This window comes from Shewanella oncorhynchi (assembly GCF_030848765.1).
Lineage (GTDB): Bacteria > Pseudomonadota > Gammaproteobacteria > Enterobacterales > Shewanellaceae > Shewanella > Shewanella oncorhynchi.
In genome coordinates, this window is the sequence record NZ_CP132914.1 from 3,929,678 (window position 1) to 3,949,145 (window position 19,468).

15 protein-coding genes are annotated in these 19,468 nt (G+C 44.1%); 8 read left to right on the forward strand and 7 right to left on the reverse strand.

The features are described 5' to 3' along the window. Nucleotides 1–80: 80 nt before the first annotated feature. From katB to fkpA, 6 genes are all read right to left on the reverse strand, one after another. Nucleotides 81–1,556: a catalase KatB gene (gene katB / locus RA178_RS17495; RefSeq protein ID WP_173246491.1), complete on the reverse strand. Its 1,476-nt coding sequence runs from the start codon at nucleotides 1,554–1,556 to the stop codon at nucleotides 81–83. 323 nt (nucleotides 1,557–1,879) lie between these two features. Beyond that, nucleotides 1,880–2,122, reverse strand: coding sequence for a YgjV family protein (locus tag RA178_RS17500; RefSeq protein ID WP_028761593.1), 243 nt, complete (start codon nucleotides 2,120–2,122; stop codon nucleotides 1,880–1,882). An 82-nt stretch (nucleotides 2,123–2,204) separates the two neighbouring features. Continuing rightward, a complete protein-coding gene (locus RA178_RS17505) occupies nucleotides 2,205–2,642 on the reverse strand; it encodes a PaaI family thioesterase (RefSeq protein ID WP_028761594.1) in 438 nt (145 codons plus the stop codon). Between the two features lie 105 nt (nucleotides 2,643–2,747). Next, nucleotides 2,748–3,203: a hypothetical protein gene (locus RA178_RS17510; RefSeq protein ID WP_168824920.1), complete on the reverse strand. Its 456-nt coding sequence runs from the start codon at nucleotides 3,201–3,203 to the stop codon at nucleotides 2,748–2,750. A gap of 110 nt (nucleotides 3,204–3,313) precedes the next feature. Next, nucleotides 3,314–5,926 (reverse strand): extracellular exonuclease ExeM, encoded by a 2,613-nt coding sequence (exeM, locus tag RA178_RS17515; protein ID WP_168824918.1) that lies wholly within the window; start codon nucleotides 5,924–5,926, stop codon nucleotides 3,314–3,316. Nucleotides 5,927–6,544: 618 nt separating this feature from the next. Further along, nucleotides 6,545–7,312 (reverse strand): FKBP-type peptidyl-prolyl cis-trans isomerase, encoded by a 768-nt coding sequence (gene fkpA / locus RA178_RS17520; protein WP_105250047.1) that lies wholly within the window; start codon nucleotides 7,310–7,312, stop codon nucleotides 6,545–6,547. Between the two features lie 154 nt (nucleotides 7,313–7,466). On the opposite strand from fkpA, the gene RA178_RS17525 reads away from it, so the two are divergent. The 7 genes from RA178_RS17525 to RA178_RS17555 all read left to right on the forward strand — a co-directional run bounded on the left by RA178_RS17525 (nucleotide 7,467) and on the right by RA178_RS17555 (nucleotide 16,607). Then, nucleotides 7,467–8,417, forward strand: coding sequence for a WD40 repeat domain-containing protein (locus RA178_RS17525; protein ID WP_173246498.1), 951 nt, complete (start codon nucleotides 7,467–7,469; stop codon nucleotides 8,415–8,417). Nucleotides 8,418–8,426: 9 nt separating this feature from the next. Next, entirely contained in the window at nucleotides 8,427–8,639 is a 213-nt protein-coding gene (locus RA178_RS17530; RefSeq protein ID WP_006080410.1) for a SlyX family protein, read from the forward strand. Between the two features lie 64 nt (nucleotides 8,640–8,703). Next, on the forward strand, nucleotides 8,704–9,261 hold the full coding sequence (gene def, locus RA178_RS17535; RefSeq protein ID WP_168824914.1) for a peptide deformylase: 558 nt from the start codon (nucleotides 8,704–8,706) through the stop codon (nucleotides 9,259–9,261). Further along, nucleotides 9,261–10,664: a COG3014 family protein gene (locus RA178_RS17540; RefSeq protein WP_113939848.1), complete on the forward strand. Its 1,404-nt coding sequence runs from the start codon at nucleotides 9,261–9,263 to the stop codon at nucleotides 10,662–10,664. The genes def and RA178_RS17540 overlap by 1 nt, the downstream gene beginning before the upstream one ends. Before the next feature lie 69 nt (nucleotides 10,665–10,733). Continuing rightward, the gene (lpoB, locus tag RA178_RS17545) at nucleotides 10,734–11,327 is read left to right on the forward strand and encodes a penicillin-binding protein activator LpoB (RefSeq protein WP_173246506.1); all 594 of its coding nucleotides are present in this window, start codon (nucleotides 10,734–10,736) and stop codon (nucleotides 11,325–11,327) included. Nucleotides 11,328–11,583: 256 nt separating this feature from the next. Next, a complete protein-coding gene (gene pepN / locus RA178_RS17550) occupies nucleotides 11,584–14,217 on the forward strand; it encodes an aminopeptidase N (protein ID WP_306683061.1) in 2,634 nt (877 codons plus the stop codon). Nucleotides 14,218–14,714: 497 nt separating this feature from the next. Further along, nucleotides 14,715–16,607: a methyl-accepting chemotaxis protein gene (locus RA178_RS17555; RefSeq protein WP_219250327.1), complete on the forward strand. Its 1,893-nt coding sequence runs from the start codon at nucleotides 14,715–14,717 to the stop codon at nucleotides 16,605–16,607. Between the two features lie 134 nt (nucleotides 16,608–16,741). On the opposite strand, the gene RA178_RS17560 is transcribed toward RA178_RS17555, so the two are convergent. Continuing rightward, the gene (locus RA178_RS17560; RefSeq protein WP_263200387.1) at nucleotides 16,742–18,169 is read right to left on the reverse strand and encodes a sensor domain-containing protein; all 1,428 of its coding nucleotides are present in this window, start codon (nucleotides 18,167–18,169) and stop codon (nucleotides 16,742–16,744) included. Between the two features lie 291 nt (nucleotides 18,170–18,460). Between RA178_RS17560 and RA178_RS17565 the strand changes: the two genes are divergently transcribed. Beyond that, entirely contained in the window at nucleotides 18,461–19,414 is a 954-nt protein-coding gene (locus RA178_RS17565; RefSeq protein ID WP_306683065.1) for a DUF72 domain-containing protein, read from the forward strand. The last annotated feature ends 54 nt before the right edge of the window (nucleotides 19,415–19,468 follow it).

Sequence of the window (19,468 nt, forward strand, 5' to 3'; positions counted from 1 at the left end):
TGATAATAAAAACTGAGTAGAGGCTTTCTACTCAGTTTTATCGTTTCTACTATTATTCAAACATTCGCAACAGCAATAGTTTAAAGACCTAATGCCAGTTTAATACGTTGTCCGTAATCCGCATCGGCTTGAGTAAAATGCGCCACCATACGTTGCTGCACATCTAAACTCGCTTGACTTAATGAACCCGAAATTGTTGCCACTAGGCGCGCTTTCTCAGCTTCAGAGAAGATGCGATACAAATTACCCGCTTGGGTATAATCGTCTTGGTTATAACGACTGTAACGCGCCGCTTCACCTTCTAAACGCAATGGTGGTTCGCTAAAGTTTACTGGCTCAACCAAGGCATCAGCAGTGCTGTTCGGGCCATAGTTTGCCGAAGCGTCGCCACCAGTTTGACTGCCATGATAAGGACATTGTGTACCCGCCATCGCACCTGCACGTTGATGGTGATTTGCCTTAGCGGCATGCGGGCAATTCACTGGCAATTGGTTGTAGTTAGCACCAATGCGGTAACGCTGCGCATCGGCGTAGGCAAATAAACGCGCTTGTAACATCTTGTCTGGTGAAGCCCCGACGCCTGGGACCAAATTACTAGGTGCCAATGCCACTTGCTCAACTTCAGCAAAGTAGTTTTGTGGCAGACGATTCAGTTCTAATACACCAATCTCAAGTAATGGATAGTCGCTATGCGGCCAAACCTTAGTTAAATCAAATGGATTGATATGGTAAGTATTGGCATCTGCCTCAGGCATAATCTGCACATTAACCGTCCAACGCGGGAAGTTTCCATCAGTAATAGCAACCACCATATCGCGCTGTGATGAATCGGGATCAATCCCTTTTAATTTATCAGCCTGTTCATTAGTTAAGTTGACCACGCCTTGCTGCGATTTAAAGTGGAACTTCACCCAGAAACGCTCGCCCTTGGCATTCCACAGCGAGAAAGTGTGTGAACCATAACCATGCATTTGACGGTAGTTCGCCGGAATACCACGATCCGACATCAAAATGGTTACTTGATGCATAGCTTCAGGATTCAATGACCAAAAGTCCCACATAGCCTGCGGATCTTTTAAGTTTGTCTTAGGATTACGCTTTTGCGTATGAATAAAGTCTGGAAACTTAATCCCATCTCGCAAGAAAAAGGTCGGCGTATTGTTACCCACGATATCGTGATTACCACGGGCAGTATAAAAACGTAAACCAAAGCCACGTGGATCGCGCTCTGCGTCGGCAGAACCCATTTCTCCACCTACGGTTGAGAAACGAATAAAGGTTTCGGTTTGCTTACCAACACCATTGAAATGGTCAGCAATGGTGTAATCGCTTAAATCTTTAGTCAGCGTAAATGTGCCGTAAACCCCTGTACCTTTGGCATGCACGATACGTTCAGGAATACGCTCACGGTTGAAATGGGCTAACTTTTCAATTAAATGCCAATCTTGTAATAGCAAAGGACCACGTTCACCCGCCGACAGTGAGTTTTGATCATCGGCCACTGGGGCACCGTTTTGGCTCGTTAAGTACTGACTTGTTTGATGTTGTTGACTCATGCCCTGCTCCTTAGTCTTGATTGCTGGTTAACCAGGTTTCAATTAAATCGTAAATGGTGGCCATGGTTTATCTCCTTGGCTGCGACGTGTTGTCGATGGAGCAAGAATAGAGAATTACCACTTTAGAATAAAACGATTAAACTAGATTTTCATAATCTAAAAAAAAGATTAAGAATAGGTTTGGCAAGACAGTTAATGAATTACACGGACTCACAGCCAATGGTCCGCTCACATCACTTAAGATGCTGTTGAAAAACCAAATAGCTGCTCAGGACAATGGAGCGAAGTGCGGTGCGAGAAAGCGGAGTTAAGCTGATACACCATTAACTGCTGGATAAGTCAGCTTCACGATAAAGCTTAACCAAATAATAAGTATCAATCAGCACGATAAAAAAGTTAACTAAGGCAACAGGATAAGCCCCAATTGCCACACCGTAGGCCACAAATAAAGCCGCACCAATGAGATTCCACCAGCGCAGTTTCTTAATGTTTGACATCATCAGTGATATTGCAACGACCACTGAAGCTAAATAACCAACCCATTCCCAAATTGTAGCGTTATCCATATCCAATCCTTATCTATATATTATTTAAATCAAACGATTGATACGCCAATCACACCACAGGTAATAAGCTGGCTCATTGCATTTAGCGTTTAACGACAGCCGCCGTCATCCGTGAAATACAAGTCAGTTCACCCGCACTGTTGTGGATTAAAATCTCCCATACAGAGCTGCGCTTCCCTAAGTGGATAGGCTTAGCCGTGGCGGTTAATACCCCATTACGGGAAGCCCGTAAGTGGTTAGCGTTAATTTCTTGACCGACACAATAGTACTGCTCAAAATCCACCGCGAAATTTGCCGCATAGCTAGCAACGGTTTCAGCAAGCGCGACATTCGCGCCACCATGCACTATGCCCAAAGGGTTATGCACCGCCGGACTGGCTGGCATAGTGGCCTTCATGTAATCGTCGCCAATCTCACTGATCTCAATTCCTAAAGTCTGCATCAAGGTGCCTTTGCCACCCATACCGGCGTCTAAACGCGCGCAATCCTCTAACGTTACAGCTCTAAACCAAATACTCATTGCAACTTCCTAGTCAATAAAACCAATCAGCAGTTTACTGTGAAGTGGATGAAGTTCAACTAGTTTACTCTCAGCTAGTCACATCTATATCGGCAAAAATAAGGCTCAAACTAACCAAGATTTAGTGGTACTTAGCTGACTAAACCAGACAAGAAATAATCCCCACACCACGACTACACTTGGCATAATTAACGCGTCGGCTCCTAGCACCACAGCCGCTTGCTGAATGCAAAATACATAGGTCATTTGCAACAAAATAGCGATAAGCGAGGCGACCAACACTTTATAAGCAATTAATTTTCTGAATAACAATAATAGACATCCTAGAACCCCTGAAACTACGGCAAAGCCAAACACAGCATCAATCCAAATTGGCGTTGTTTCATAGAGTGTAATTTGATCTGGGCTCATCTGTGCCAGTGCATCTGGCGTCATAGTCATTTGCATAACAAAAGCCATCAGCCCCATGATATTCCACAACAAACTGAGCGTTGCGACAAAGTAAAACCACAGTGGCGCCTTGATATTCATGGTTTTCAGCGGATTTGAGGTGGTATCCATACTCACTCCTAATAAAAACTGAAAAAAAGAGATAAAAAAGGGATGGTTAACCATCCCTTTGTTTCAGTCTAGCTCACAAATTGCACTTGTGAGTTAACCCCATATACAGGTTAACGGCGACGACGCTGCAAACCAAACAAGGACATCAGTGCTAAACCTAAATAACCTAAAGCACCGCCATCATCTTTAGGCTTTGGCTCAGGTTTTGGCGGCACTACTGGCGCAGGATAACTTAAAGCAACAATCACAGGATCATGATCCGATGCAGAAAAAGCATTTTCAGATTTAGCCAGATCACCAGAGAACTTCTTACCGTATTCAAACAGGCTAGATTCCACTGAGTTGATATGCCAATCTTCAATATCCACTAAACGTTTGGCTAAGCTAGCATTGGCTAAAGCATGATCTAAGTTACCTAACTCGCCGTTATAGCTATAAGAGAAAGTGCTTGCACCGTGGGCTTTCGTGTTCAAGTTGATAAAGCCATAACCTTTTTCAATCTTGCTGCCTTGGCGTTCAAACACTTTGCCGTCGAGCGTCGTCCACGAAGCGGTCAGGATGTCACGCTCTGACTTGCTCGCATCGAAGTCGGTTAGTACACGGATAGGATCCTCCATACCATAGGCATTCATATCACCGATGATCAGTAAGTCGCCTTTCACGTCTTTTAGCGTTTCACCCAAGACTTTGGCTGCAGATACGCGGAAAGCATTACACTTGCCCTGTTGATCGGCCGGATCAACTGACTCTTCGAAGTTAGCCCAATCTTCTAAACAGCCTGAGCCTTTAGATTTCAAATGGTTAACGACTACGGTCAGAGACTCATCATGGATTTTAAAGGTTTGCGCTAAGCTGTGACGTTGATAAGCATCATTGCCAGGGTTAGTCTCAGTTTTGCCATCTTTTGTGCGAGTCACGCTGCCAGCACTGGCGTGCTGTTCTGGAGTACCGATAACTTGTGCTGCCCCCGCTAAAGCCACTTTACCACCACGGTATAACATGCCGACAGTAATCGCATCTGTGCCAAAGTACTTGCCGTCATACTTATCAGCATCGGTGATTTCAACAAAGCTATAGGCGTTTTCAGGCGTCTGCTTGTCATTTAGTGCATCGACTAAATCCTTAATCGCACTCTTCTCACCAAAACCGTTGTTAGCAATTTCCATCAAACCGACGATATCGGCGTTCATGGCGGTAATAGCGCTAACGATTTTAGTACGTTGTAGCACCATTTCTTCCAGCGTTAGGGCGCCACGGTTACTGCCTGATGGATTGGTATCGCCACCATCAACATCGTTAAAGAAGTTCAGCACGTTAAAGCTAGCCACGCGCAGATCTCCCTTAGTTGCAACACTTGGGGCTTCGGTTCTATCGTCACCACGGATAAAATCACCCGCTGTAATAGTATTAGTCGCCACTAAACGATAAGCGCCGTAGCTGTAACCAATCACACCTTGCAGGTTAGTCAGTTGATCGCCAACACGGATATAACCCGTTTCCACATTGAAATCAGGGAAGTATGGAATAACACCATTGGCAGGCTTGTAATCGGATTCGATAAAGAGTTGGTTTTCGCGGTTAGATTTAACTAATGCCGTTGCTTCAGCAGAAAGCGCTGGATACAGCTGTGTCGGCTTCATCAAAGGTGCTTGATATGACACTAGCATGTTATTGCGACTACCCGCATAGTCGAAGCTGAAGGTGCGGCTGATTTTAAGATCGCTGCCCGCATCTAAGGCCACATTCATGCCTTCATAGCGCTCTAATGCTTGCGCTAAGGTTTCGCCATCGGCCACATAGAAAGGTGCGGCAACAGGGACTTCACCCTTAGCGCCAACATCAAATTTCTTATCGGCTTTAATATCGATTTGAGTTAGGCCAAAGTATTCTTTCACTTTACCCTGCACACACACTTCAACCCCTGGTTGAATCGCTTCAGGTGCAGCTTCACCTAAGAATACAAATACACCATCAGAGGTATACGGTGAGTTATCACCCTTAACTTCTTGTAAGTAAAAACCTTTAAACAAGCTTTCACCACGGGCAGTCACTACGCCACGCACAGTCACTTCGGCTTCAGATTCGAATGCCCCTGCTGGTACAAATGGGCTCGACTCGCCCGCACCTTGTACTTGATAAATAGGCACAATTTTAGCGCCAGTACAGCTAAAGAGCGGCACTTCTGGCTCAGCAGGCGTTTCTAGAGAACCTAAACCAGAGAAGGTATCTTTAGGTAATTGTTCCCACTGGGCGGCATTAAATACAGTATTCGCCACTAACGCATCTAATTTACGTTTTAAGGTAACGTCTAATCCCCAACCCGTTGGCGTCGGCACATCACCAATAATATCGATGACTGCATCATCTTTCATTAAGGCAACCGCATCACCGCCATTAAAACTTAAACTACCAGAGTAACTATCAACCCCTTGAGCAACAGTAATAGTACCGCTAGTATTTAAAATAACTTTTGTCGATTTTGCCGCAATAGTTTGACCACCTAAAGCCACCATATCCGACGCAACAGTAGCACCATCTTTATAACGAACCAGTTTATAACCCGCGAGATCAATTGCCGTATCGCCGCTGTTATACAGTTCAATCGCTTTATTATTTGAGCTACCTTCAACATATTCGGTGATCATCACATCTGCGCTTGCCATCATAGGCAAAGCCGCTGCAACAGCTAAAGAAATAGCCGTTAATTTATTAACATTATCCATATCATCAACCCCATTATTATAATATTGCCGCTAACTTCTATTAACGTGCGAGCGGATTATTTCAGAGTTGAATGCGTAAAAAAAGAGGGCAAGATCGCACATTGCCAATGTAACACATTGATGAGTAACTAATTATAGACACTTCACTGTTCACCTAACAGAACAGGATGGTAAATCAAAAGTATTAGCCATGTAAAAACAAACAGTAAGAGCAATACACATAAGCTCAAAGCATTTGGCATCCTGCTTAAATAACAATCAATATTTTAATGTGATATTTTGATGATATTATTCGGTATGCAATACCCAATAAAATATAAGGAACACGGGTCCTTAAAAGGTAATGGATATAATTAAAACTTAATTTAGCATTCATTATTTTGAAATAAACATAACAGTCAAACTGCTAAAGTGGATGATTTATACCCTTGGTTATTGCAGCAGATTAATGTTGATAATGGGTATAAAAATGAAACATAGAGCCAGTCTGAGAACCAATGGCTGTAAGATAGTGAGCTAAATATTAAAACAATAATGCGAATTTTACAGACAAAAAAATACCGCTCATTTAGGAGCGGTATTTTCAATCGCGGCGTATTACACGTCGCAGCTAATCAATTACTTTTTAGCAGGTTCAGCTACTGGCGCCGCAGAAGCTTTCTCGATTGATTTCAACTCAACTTCGAAAATCAACGTAGAGTTTGGTGGAATAGTACCAGTATCACGTACGCCATAGGCTAATTCCGATGGGATCACAAACTTGTACTTAGCGCCAACAGGCATTAATTGCACGCCTTCAGTCCAACCTGGAATAACGCGATTCAAAGGGAACTTAGCCGCTTCGCCGCGTTTATAAGAACTATCAAACTCAGTACCATCAAGTAAAGTACCGACATAATCCACTTCTACAGTGTCTTCTGCGGCAGGCTTTTCACCCGTGCCTGGAGTTAATACTTCATATTGTAAGCCAGACTCAGTTGTCACTACACCAGGCTTAACCTTGTTTTCTTCAAGGAATTTTTTACCATCTTCGATATTTTTCGCAGAAATCGCTGTTGCTTGTTCCTGACGTTTATCGTTTAACTTTTTATCTAGACCTTGAAGAATGGTTTGCATTTCTTCTTCGGTTAAACTTAATTGGTCATTCAGACCATTAGTGAAACCAGTGACGATCAGAGTGCGATCAACTGGCAGGCCTAATTCTTCTTGCTCTTTGATATGGCCAGACATATAACGACCGATTGAAGCGCCTACACTGTAAGCTTCTTTTTGAGCTTCAGTCGTTAATTCAACATTTGTACTCGTAGCTGCTTTTTCTTCTTGATTACAAGCAGATAGGCCAATAATAGCCAATGCAACTAACGATAATTTATAAATCGATTTCATTAAAGCTTCCTCAGCATCCTCAAGCGGTTACAATAACCTAAGCGTGACAACTTTATACTAGTTATCTCGGTTATACCAACTAGATTCTTTATGGGTTAACAGTGATTAATGTCACTTGATCAAGTCTAAAGACAACAACTTAGGGAGCAAGTTCATGAAGAAAAATCTACTGCTGGTAATTTGCACAGTTTTTCTAATCGCTTGCCACCCCAAAGCAGAAGATATCAGTGTTCTCACGACAGAACCCAGCTATAGCGCGAGCCTATCAAGTAATGGGCAATTCGCCTTAGTTGCCACTCAAAGTAGTGGAGTTCAATGCTGGGATCTCAGTACCCACACCCTCAAATACCAATGGATACATGGCGATATTAATACTGGCGTCACAGGTACAGCGATTTCTCCCAACGGGATATTTGCAGCATCGTTAAGCCGAGATTCAGTTGCTATGTGGAAAATAGCCGACGGTAAGCCTTTGGGCTGGTGGTCCTTACCTTCATCCGGTGAAAGTGTCGCGGTAGCCGATAATGGCGCACTACTTATTGGTTTAAATGATGGTTCAGTCATGTCGCTTAATGCCGAAAAATCTGCCTTAATCAAGTTTCTTGGACATAAAGAGCGCGTCAATAGTGTTGCCCTCTCTGCTGATGGCCGATTAGCATTAACGGGGTCAAATGATATGCAGGCGATTCTCTGGCAGGCACAAACTGGCCAACCGCTTCATACGTGGACACTCGGCAGCCGTATAACCAAAGTGGCACTCAACGACAGTGGTAGTTTAAGTTTTACTAATGGCAGCACAGATGAAGCAAAAATCTGGGATAACACAAGCGGTAAGCTGTTAAATAAGCTGGATATTACCCGTCGCCAAATGAACTTTTCAGCGGTGAGGTTTATCAAACAAGACAGCCAGCTATTAACAGGTACGCCAGCGCGGGAAGTTATACTCTGGCAACGTGACTCGGGTAAACAAATTGAAAAATGGCAGGTTGCACTCACTAAAAACAGCCAAAATCGAGGAGCCGTTGTATACTCTGTGGCAATTCGAGATACCAATAAAGTCGTTAGTATCAGTAGCCAAGGCTTAGTTGAAACTTGGCAGAAATAGAGGTTAGCCATGCAAGGCGTACAAGCACAGATTGAAGATCTAGAAACCAAATTGGCTTTTCAAGAGCTCACAGTCGAAGAATTAAACCAAGAGGTCATCAAATTAAATCGACTGGTGGCTCACCAGCAACACCAAATTCACATGTTAATTGGTAAGTTGCAGGACATGGAACCGAGTAATATGGCGACCCAAGCTGAAGAAACGCCACCACCTCATTATTAATACTGACGCTTTAGATGTTAACTTTGATTAAAAAACAGTTACTGCAAAATATCCAGGGAATGCGATGTTTAAACATTTAATGCCAAAAGAAACCCCAACTCTATTACCCATAGCGTTAGTGGGTGAACCCATTCTAAGGCAGACTGCAATCACAGTGCACCATTTCGATGCCGAGCTCGTGCATCTTGCCGAGCAAATGTCTGCCAGCATGGACGCTGCCAATGGCGTTGGTATCGCAGCCCCCCAAGTTCACAGCCCTTTAGCCTTATTTATTATGGCTTCTCGCCCTAATGAGCGTTATCCCGACGCGCCTAATATGGCGCCTGTGGTCGTGGTTAATCCGCAAATCATTAATGCATCAAGCGAGTTGGTCAGCGGAGAAGAAGGCTGCTTATCTGTACCGGGGCAAAGATTTACGATACAAAGACATCAAGCCATTGAAGTACGCTATCAAAATTTACAAGGCGAGTGGCAACAAACCGAATTAACGGGCTTTATTGCACGGATTTTTCAACATGAATTTGATCACCTTCAAGGGATCACATTACTCGAGCGTTCACTTATGCCAGAACAGACTCAGGCGATTTCAGCCCAATCCATCAAAAAAGGTGAAGCGCAATAATGAAACTGTCCTTCGTTACACCTTTTTCTCGCGCATTTATTGCACCAACCTTGGCAATGGGATTGGTTTTAAACTTATCGGGCTGCGCTTATAACAGTATTTTCATTAATTATCCTGCGCAGATCGAACCACTCAAACAAGAGCTTAATAGTGCGACTCCCATGGCCGATATCGACAAACTTGCCAGTAATATCAATGGCAATGACGGCTTACTCTATGCCCAAGAAGCGGGACGTATTGCTCAAGTCGCTGGCGATTTTGCTGCCAGTAAAAAATATTATCAGCAAGCAGTAGATGCTTATACCGCCTTTGATGATAAGGCCAAAGTCAGCGTTAGTGACATTGGCGCAACAGCCAGCAGCTTAGTGTTAAACGACAATGCGATTCCGTACCGAGGCCCAGGGTATGAACGCATCATGCTGCACCAATACCAAGCTCTTAACTATTTGTTTAGTGGCGATTATCAGGGGGCTCTAGTCGAAGTTCGTCGCAGTAACGAACTACAGAGCAGCGAGCAAGAACGCTATCAAAAATCACAAAAGTCAGTTCAAGCCATGGCAAACGGCACCATAGATGCCGAGGTTAATAAACTAGGACAAGCCGCGGGCACAGTCACCAGTTCTTTCTTAAATGCTTACAGTTATTATACGACTGGCGTACTGCACGAAGTGCTGGGTGAGCCGAACGATGCCTATATCGATTATCGTAAAGCAGCACAAATCACTCCAGATAACACCTATTTACAGCAAGATCTGGTCCGCCTCGCCAAGCAACTCGGCATGCCACAGTATGATGAGTTTAAGCGCCGTTGGGGCGATGCTAAATTGCCCAACCCCAAAGATGGCCAAGTAATTTTGATGGTCGAGCGCGGCTTTGTGCCAGCAAAACAAGCTCTCACTGTACCTTTTACTATCCATGGTAACTGGCAGACAGTGTCACTCGCTACCTACATGCCAAACAATACTTTTGTGCCAGAGACGCAAGTGCAAGGTTTAGGTACAGTGCTGAAAACTGAACCTATTGCCAATATCGATGCCTTAGCCATCACAGCACTCAAGGAAGATCTGCCCGCGACGCTAGTTCGTCAAGTCGCTAGGGTCTATGCTAAATCTGAGATGGCCTATCAGATTGAGAAGAGTGGTAAACCAGGGAACAATGCTGCCGATATTGGCAGTATAGCGATGCAGATTTTTAACGTAGTAACAGAACAAGCGGATCGTCGTAGTTGGCTGACGCTCCCTAAACAAGCACAGATCGGGCGGCGTTATTTGAGTGCAGGTGAATACACTTTGCAGTTAGACAAAGCGCCACCGGCTAAAATTGATGTTGCAGCAGGCAAAACCACCTTAGTCTGGGCAATTGATACTGGTAATTACACCCGAATTTATTCAATAATCATTTAGCCTAGCGGTTGTGGTATTTGAATAAGACGTGTGTCATTAAGTTTATACAATCACAAAATGGAACTGACTATGAAACAATTTAAACTGATTTTTGTACTGGCTGCCGTTATGGGTCTAGCTGCATGTCAATCTAAAGTCGAATATGGCGATGCCACAGAAGTTGAAACCGTCAATGAGAACTTTGGCTCGACGGATCTACAAGCTATTGCAGCCAAGATGGTGGATAGCATGATGACTTTCCCTCCTATCGTGGCAATAACAGCCAATGACCGCCCGATTTTATTTGTTGATAGCATCAAAAACAAAACCTCAGAACATATCGACACTGAGTCTGTCACTGACTCTATCAGTAACAAATTATTGCGCTCAGGCAAGTTCCGTTTTATCGACATGACTAAAGTAGATTCAGTCCGTAAACAACTGGATTACCAAAACAACACTGGCATGGTTGACCCATCAACCGCCATCAAGTTTGGTCGTCAAATTGGCGCTCAATACATGTTATATGGCAATTTATCTAGCATAGTGAAGCAAGACGGTAGCACTAAAGACGTCTACTATAAGATGACAATGCGTTTAATGGATTTAGAAACAGGCCTTATCGAATGGTCTGATGAAAAAGAAATACGCAAGATGAAGTCTAAGTCTTTCTTAGGCATGTAATTGTCCTATTGGCACTTAATTCTGCCAAACAGTAATCTCAAGAAGCCAGCGTTAACGCTGGCTTTTTTTTACATTTTTAACATTGGTAATCCAAGGTAAATAAGGTAGTGTACTCGGCCAAAATACACTGCGATGATGATGCTCAAAATTGGCGCTGGCGCGAGGGATAATTTGCCACAAAGGCAAACCTACACACACGATATTGAATGCAAACATCCAAGCAGAAAACAAAACAAATCGTTGAAGGATTTAAGTTGTGAACTTGTTTAAAGCCAGTCTCGTTGCCCTTACCTGCGGCACATTAATGTCGTGTGCAACCCAAAGTACACTCAATACGGGTCCACGTGATGCTAGCGCTTATATTAGCCAATATCAGGCTGCGCTTCGCTCGCAAGTCATCTCCGATATTCACTATGACTTGGATTTTCAGCTCACAGGGGACGCCGAGTTTTCAGCCACCTCCAAAGTGATATTTCAATTAAGTGAAGTGCCAAAACAACTGAGCTTAGATTTAAACAAGGCGCAGATAAAACGCTTTATCATCAACGGTACCGCCGTATACCCCAATTACAATGGCGCTTACATCAGCTTAAATACGCGTTTGCTCACCTCAGGTGAAAATACCATTGAAGTGCAATTTAGCCGTGCCCACAGCACCAATGGTGAAGGTTTACACCGTTTTAAAGATCCAATCGATGGCAAGGTCTACCTCTACTCTCATTTTGAGCCCGCTGCAGCTCAGCAGATGTTCGCAGTATTCGACCAACCGGATCTCAAGGCTAACTATCAAATTACGGTAACAGCGCCCAAAGACTGGCAAGTCATTAGCTCGATGCGTGAAAGCCAAATCACCCCAGCGGGTGCTTACAATCGTTGGGCTTTTCCACAAACACCTAAGCTAAGCCCATATAACTTTTCAATGCACGCGGGCCCTTATCACATGTGGCAAGACAACTCAGGCCGCTATCCTATGCGCCTGTTCGCCCGTCAATCCGTTGCTAACCAAGTCACGGAGCTAGATTGGTTTACCTATACGAAACAAGGATTAACTTTTTTCGATAATTACTTTGGTATTCCTTACCCCTTTAAGAAATACGATCAAATTCTAGTGCCAGACTTCCTTTATGGCGCAATGGAAAACGCGGGCGCAGTGACCTTTTCCGAAGATATCTTCCTTCATAAAGCGGCTATGACAGCGGATCAGAAGCAAAATCTTGCGGGCGTGATCATGCACGAAATGGCGCACCAGTGGTTTGGCGATCTCGTCACCATGAAATGGTGGAACGGCTTGTGGTTAAATGAAAGTTTTGCTTCATTTATGGGCACACTTGCGACTCAAGAAGCCACAGAGTTCACTAATGCTTGGCGTACCTTCTACGCTAAAGGCAAGCAAAAAGCCTATGAGCAGGACAGCTTAGTCACCACGCACCCCATTGAAGTACCCGTAGCAACAACCCAGAACGCCTTCGACAATATCGATGCTATCACTTACCAAAAAGGCGCATCAACGCTGAAACAATTACGCCATTTACTCGGGGACATGGTGTTTCGTCGTGGCGTCAGTAACTATTTAAAACAATACAGTTATCAAAACGCTGAGTTAGACGATTTTATCAATAGCCTAGGGAAAGCCGCTGGCCGCGATTTAAGTGCATGGACTCAAGAATGGCTCTACAGCGCGGGCGTTAACACCATCAAGGCGGAATATCGTTGTGAGGGCAACCGAATCAGCGAATTTAGCCTACGGCAGCTCCCTGCAAGCGCAGAGCTACCCACATTACGTGAACAAAAAGTCCAAGTGGCTCTATTTACCCAAGGTCGCTTTGATCTGCGAAATGACATTACAGTGCCAGTGACTTACAAAGGCGAGCGTACCGAAGTTAGACAACTGATTGGTGAGCGCTGCCCAGACCTAGTCTATCCAAACTTTGATGATTGGGGCTTTGTGAAAGTCGAGCTTGATGACAAGTCATTTAATACCGCAAAACAACAACTGAGTAACATTTCCGATCCACTACTGCGATCTATGCTGTGGCAAAGTCTGTGGGACAGCGTCCGCGAAGGTAAATTGAGCTTAGATCAATACCTAAGCACAGTGTTTGTTAACGCGCCAGCTGAGACGGACTACACGATTGTTGGTCAGATCATCGATAGCATGTTGCGCTCGAAGGAATATCTCGCGCAGATCGCCCCTATTCAGCAAAACTACGCTGAAAATGCAATTAAAGGCTTAAGCCAAATGAGTCTGAGAAAAGCAATGGAAAATAAAGGCGATAATGACTTCCAACGGATCTGGTTCAATGCCTATGTCAGTTTAGCAAGCGACAGAGATTCACTGCGTCATTTAGCACAACTCATTGACGGTGAAACAAAAATTAAGGGGTTAACTTTAGATCAAGATTTACGATGGGCAATCATCACCCAGCTTAATCGCTATGATTTTCCTAACGCGCTGCAGCGCTTAACCAAAGAAGCTGCCAAGGATAATTCAGACTCTGGCGAAAAAGCGGCACTTGCGGCACAAGTGATCCGCCCTGAAGCGGCCGCAAAACGTCGTTGGTTAAGTAAAGTCCATCTAGACAGCCTGCCTTTCTCCAAACAGCGGATTATTATGCAAAATCTTTATCCTGCTGAGCAAAAACTATTAAGCGCAGCTACAGCGGAAGAGCGTCTGGCGAGCTTAATGGATATGGACAAAAAAGGGCCAGTATTTATGCGTAATTATAGCCATTTCCTCATCCCAACCGATTGTAATTACACTAGCATAGCGGCATTGGACAAAGTACTTGATCGCCAAACTGGGCTATCTAACCTTACCCGCCGTAATCTACTGGAAACCCGTCAAATAGAGCAGCGTTGTGTGCTGATCAAAAATAAGATGACCCACTAATATTTAGGTCATTTTAAAATGAACAAGGGGCTCCTAGGAGTCCCTTTTTTATGCTCTGTTACAGATGAGTCTTAAACTTGAACCAGCACACAAGATGCTACCTGCGCGAAATTAAGCTCACTAACCTTTGATATAAACAAGCCAGCATTCTGAATAATGAATTAATCACACTCACAACCAGAGACATATTTAATTAAATTGTTAGCTTGAGCTTATGTATTTTAACGGCTTACTGACGATAACTAATGTTATTTATCACCTGTAAAATATTATTCATCTCTTCAGTTTAGTCTGCTAAGTTCCATCCGTTCATCAAATAAACAACCGCTGACGCAATCGTTATTGATATAAAAATCATGTAATTATTAAATTCATAAATTATGGGCGTCACTTCTAAATTTATTACTATAATTCTTCAATGATTTAATGTTTTGCCCCGTACTGCCGCTATACTAAAACAACGTTAGAGAGCTAACGGAATATAAAGGATATAGATTATGCGATCGACACTCAAAACGCGGCTGCTGTTTAGCAGTCTTTCCGCTGTACTGATCACTATTGCTGTACTCGTGAGTATCTCTAGTTATTTCATTAGAAATAATGCGTTAGAAAACACCCAACATGAAATTGACCAACTGGCGAATACCTTTTCATCCGGCATAGGTCAGTGGATCCAAGACAGAAAAATGGCCATTACGAGCCTAAAGCAAACCATTGAAGCCGATCCTAGTACCAACGTTACCCCTCATTTGTTGCAAGCGCATACTGCGGTTGACTTTGCCCTCACCTACTATGGTGACGAGCAAGGCAACATGTATCGTCAAGATCCGTCGCTGAATACCGCAAATTATGATCCCCGCGTTCGCCCTTGGTATATGGATGCTAAAACGGCGGGTAAAATGATCATGACGGCGCCCTACGTCAGCGCCACATTGAAAAAACAAGTCGTAACTATAGCAGAACCTGTGATGAGCTCAGGCCAGCTCATAGGCGTAGCGGCTGCAAACTTAACCATAGATCAGTTAACAGATGCAGTGCAGCGCCTCCAAGTACCTGGCAAAGGTTACACTCTGATGGTCGATAATGCAGGGCTCATTATTAGTCATCCCAATAGCCAGCTAAATACTCAACAACTCACTAAAATCGATAGTAATTTTAGTAATAACTGGTTATCACAGCGCACTAATGCCAATACGATGGAAGAGCGAAACCTCGATGGTGCCACTAAATTAGTTTACGTTTCGGCAATTCCATCAACTGACTGGGCACTGATTTTCGTGATGGATAAGCAAGAAATCATGTCACAGGCAACCGATCTTGCTTGGTGGATGTCTGCCGTAGGTGTTGCACTATTGGTGCTGTTTGGTTTGATTTTAATCGCCATCTTTAAAATCCAATTTAAAGATCTCGAACGCGTTGCCCAAGCACTCAATGATATTGCCGAGGGCGATGGCGATCTCACTGTGCGCATTCATACTGCCAACAGTCACGATGAAATTGGTATGTTAGCTTCGGGTTTTAACCGCTTTGTAGAACGTCTACACGGTATGATTTCCCGCATGCACAAGATTGCGGGCCAATTGGAATATCAAGCCAAAGGAAGTAGTGCGTCGGCAACGGATAACAGTCAGCGCATTGAAGTACAGCAAGATGAAGTGACTATGGTTGCCACTGCGGTGACCGAAATGGCCAGCGCCACCGAGGAAATTGCCAGTAATGCTGAGCATACAGCGCAGACCGCTCAAAATGCGGTCGGACTTTCAAACCATGGCCATAAACAGGTAATGCAAAGCCAGCAATCTATCCGTAATTTAGCCAGTGAAGTCGAAACTGCAGGGCGAATTATCGGTGAACTGAACGAGCACTCACAAAAGATCAACAGCATTTTGTTGACCATTAGTGGCATCGCAGAGCAAACCAACTTACTTGCACTCAATGCAGCCATTGAGGCGGCACGTGCAGGAGAACAAGGTCGCGGCTTCGCTGTAGTTGCTGATGAGGTGCGTGTACTGTCACAACGTACGCATTCATCGACACAAGAAATTCAAGCGATGATCGAAACCCTACAACAAACCGCAGGCAAAGCCGTTAAGTCTATGACTCAAAGTCATGAAATGGCAGAAACCAGTGTGGCCGATGCTAATTCAGCCAGCGAAAGTCTGTTGCAAATCAGCAAAGCCATTAATGATATTTCAGATATGGCGAGCCAAATTGCCACAGCAGCCGAGGAGCAAACCTCAGTCACCAGCGAAATCAACCGTAATACAGAGTCGATTCGTGAAGTGTCAGAGAATCTCTCGATTGAGGCACAAACGTCTATGGTCCAAGCTCAAGAGCTCGCCCATTTAGCCGCATCATTGCAGCAGGAAGTTAATCGCTTCAAACTGTAATCAAAAGCCTTATTTTATATAAAGATTACATCAACAGTTCCATACAATAATGCCCGCAAGTGTCAGTGACATTTGCGGGCATTTCTTTACATATTATTTCTTTATAGACTTACAATGGCTTACCTAAAGCAAGCTTAAATGATCTTCATCGCTTTATTTTCAGGAATATTGGCCTCAGGTCGAAGCTCAGCATGTAAGTTTCTTAATCCTTGATAACCCATTTCAATTCGATTTCCGCCATTCTTTTTAGCTTTATACATAGCAGTATCGGCACAGGAAATAAGCTGTTTTTCATCTTCACCGTGCTCTGGATACAGAGCAATACCGATACTCGGCAGAATATGGATCTGCTGTTCGGCAAGCTCGAAGGGTTGCTCGAATACTTGCAATATTTTTTGTGCGGCCAGCAGGGTATTATGTGCTGAATCGACTCGTTCAAGTAAGATGACAAACTCATCCCCCCCAAAACGCGCAACGGTATCTGAACCCCTCACACAACTGACTATTCGCTGCGCTGTCACTTGCAGTAATAAATCGCCCACGCTATGACCAAAAGTATCGTTAACCCACTTAAATTTATCTAAGTCTAAATAAAGCAAAGAGAAATAACTTGATTCCCTATGGGCTCGAGATAGCGCCTTTTGAAATCTATCGTAAAAAAGCTCACGATTGGGTAACAAGGTTAACTGATCATAAAGTGCAATATGCTCTAATCGCGCGAGCATTTGTCGACGCTCAATCGCAAAAGCTATTTGCGTAGAAACAAACTCCAATAACTCACGGTCTTGGTGTGTATATGAAGCCGAAGTGGGCAAGCTATGCATAATCAAAGCGCCGATAACACCTTTCTGTAGCTTCAGCGGCACACCCAGCCAACTTAAACTGCCATTACCCAAATCTTCACGAATCGCTTGGGGATAATCAGTTAAGGTCACGGGACACAGGAGTAAAGACTCAGCACTGCGGATCACTTGGTCAGTGAACACACTGAAACTTGCAATATCGATAAGTGAATCCTTGCCAGTAGCGGCTTTATAAGGAAAACTTAATTCATTTAAATCTTGATCGTACAATGCAATAGCAAAGTTTGCTGCAGGCAATAATTTAGCAATAATTTCATGAATTCGACGATATAGGGCTAGCAAGTCCTCAGCGACATGCACAGCCTCTGAAATCTCATATAAGGCTGCTTGTCTACGTTCGGCATTTTTGCTCTTAGAAATATCTCTAGCGACTGCGACACGTTGTTGATAAGCATCGGACCAACGTGCAGACCAAAGAATATCGACGATAACACCATCTTTACGCACATAACGGTTTTCAAAATCGACTTTAAAGCGACCTGCCATAATTTCATTGGCCGTTGCGAGAGTGCGTTCCCTATCCTCTGGAATGACAAGATCTAGCATCTGCATACCCATCATTTCTTCTGGGGTATAGCCAAAAATACGTTCTGCCCCAGCACTGACAAATTCAAACCTCCCCGCTTTATCGACGACACAAATAGCATCCAAGAGAAGGTCGATAAAATTGCTTAAGGAAGTGTAGCCATCATTATTCACGTAATTCTCCAATAAACGTCCGTCTTTGGCTAAGTCCTAAGTTTGATCATAAGCATAAAAATAATAATAACGCACTATTAGAGTAGGTTAATTTTCAATGTCATTCCAGAGTTGGCTAAGTTAAGTCCGACTTTTACAGAGTTAAATTCAAACAAAATCAAACACAATACTTAAGGCCATCGGTGGCACTATTTGACTCTGGACGACAGATATCGGCACAATGCCCTAAAATGTTGGTCAACATCAGGGCGCAGCTTTGGTACGCGCAAATCGCATTAAAGGAATTTATTTTTGGACCGATTGTGCTCTCCGTTACATCAACCTAACCATTTTCGCCTTGGGCTTGCCATGTGGTCGCACTCGAATTGGCAAGAAAGTGTGTATGGTCACGGAACTAAACAAGCGGAGCGACTCGCCCGTTACGCGACAATATTCAATACTGTCGAAGGGAACACCAGCTTCTACGCAACGCCTGCACAACAAACGGTAATGAATTGGCACAGTGCCACGCCCGATAGCTTTCGTTTTACCTTCAAACTACCGCAAACCATCACTCACCAAAGATTATTGCAACACTGCGGCCAAGAATTGAAAGATTTTTTCCAGATAATGGCACCATTAATCGATAAAACAGGGATCTGGAAAATTCAACTGCCCGCCCATTTCGGCCCAGAAAACTTGCCTGCGTTAGCGCAATTTCTAGATCAAATCCCCCAAGGGTTAACCTATGGCATCGAAGTCAGGCATGCAGCGTTTTTTGCTAAGGGAGATGCCGAGCGTGCGCTTAATCGATTACTCATCGATAAAAAAGTGAATCGCATCATCATGGACAGTAGGCCCTTGTTTGCACTGCCGCCCTGCAATGTCGCGATTATCGACGCTCACAAGAAAAAACCTCGAGTGCCAGTGCATGCAATTGCCACCGCCAATAATCCAGTGGTGCGCTTTATCGGCCAACCAGACGATGCCGTCGCACAACTCGCACAGCAAGGCGTTGCTGTTTTACCTAAGGATAACGATGCCTTTTTTGATAATTGGCTCACCCAACTCCCGCAGTGGCTCGCAGAAGGTCGTGAACCCTATCTGTTTATCCATACTCCCGACAATGAAGCCGCGCCTGAACTAGCCATCCGTCTCTATCAAAAATTGCGCAGCCAAATTGCAGCGCAAATTCACCTCACCGAGCTACGCCTGCTTGATAAGAAACCTGAGGAGACAAGCACGCAGATGGGACTTTCTTGGTAAAACGGACGCTAAGTAAAATGGACGTAAGAAGAAACCCACGGCAAACTCGCCGTG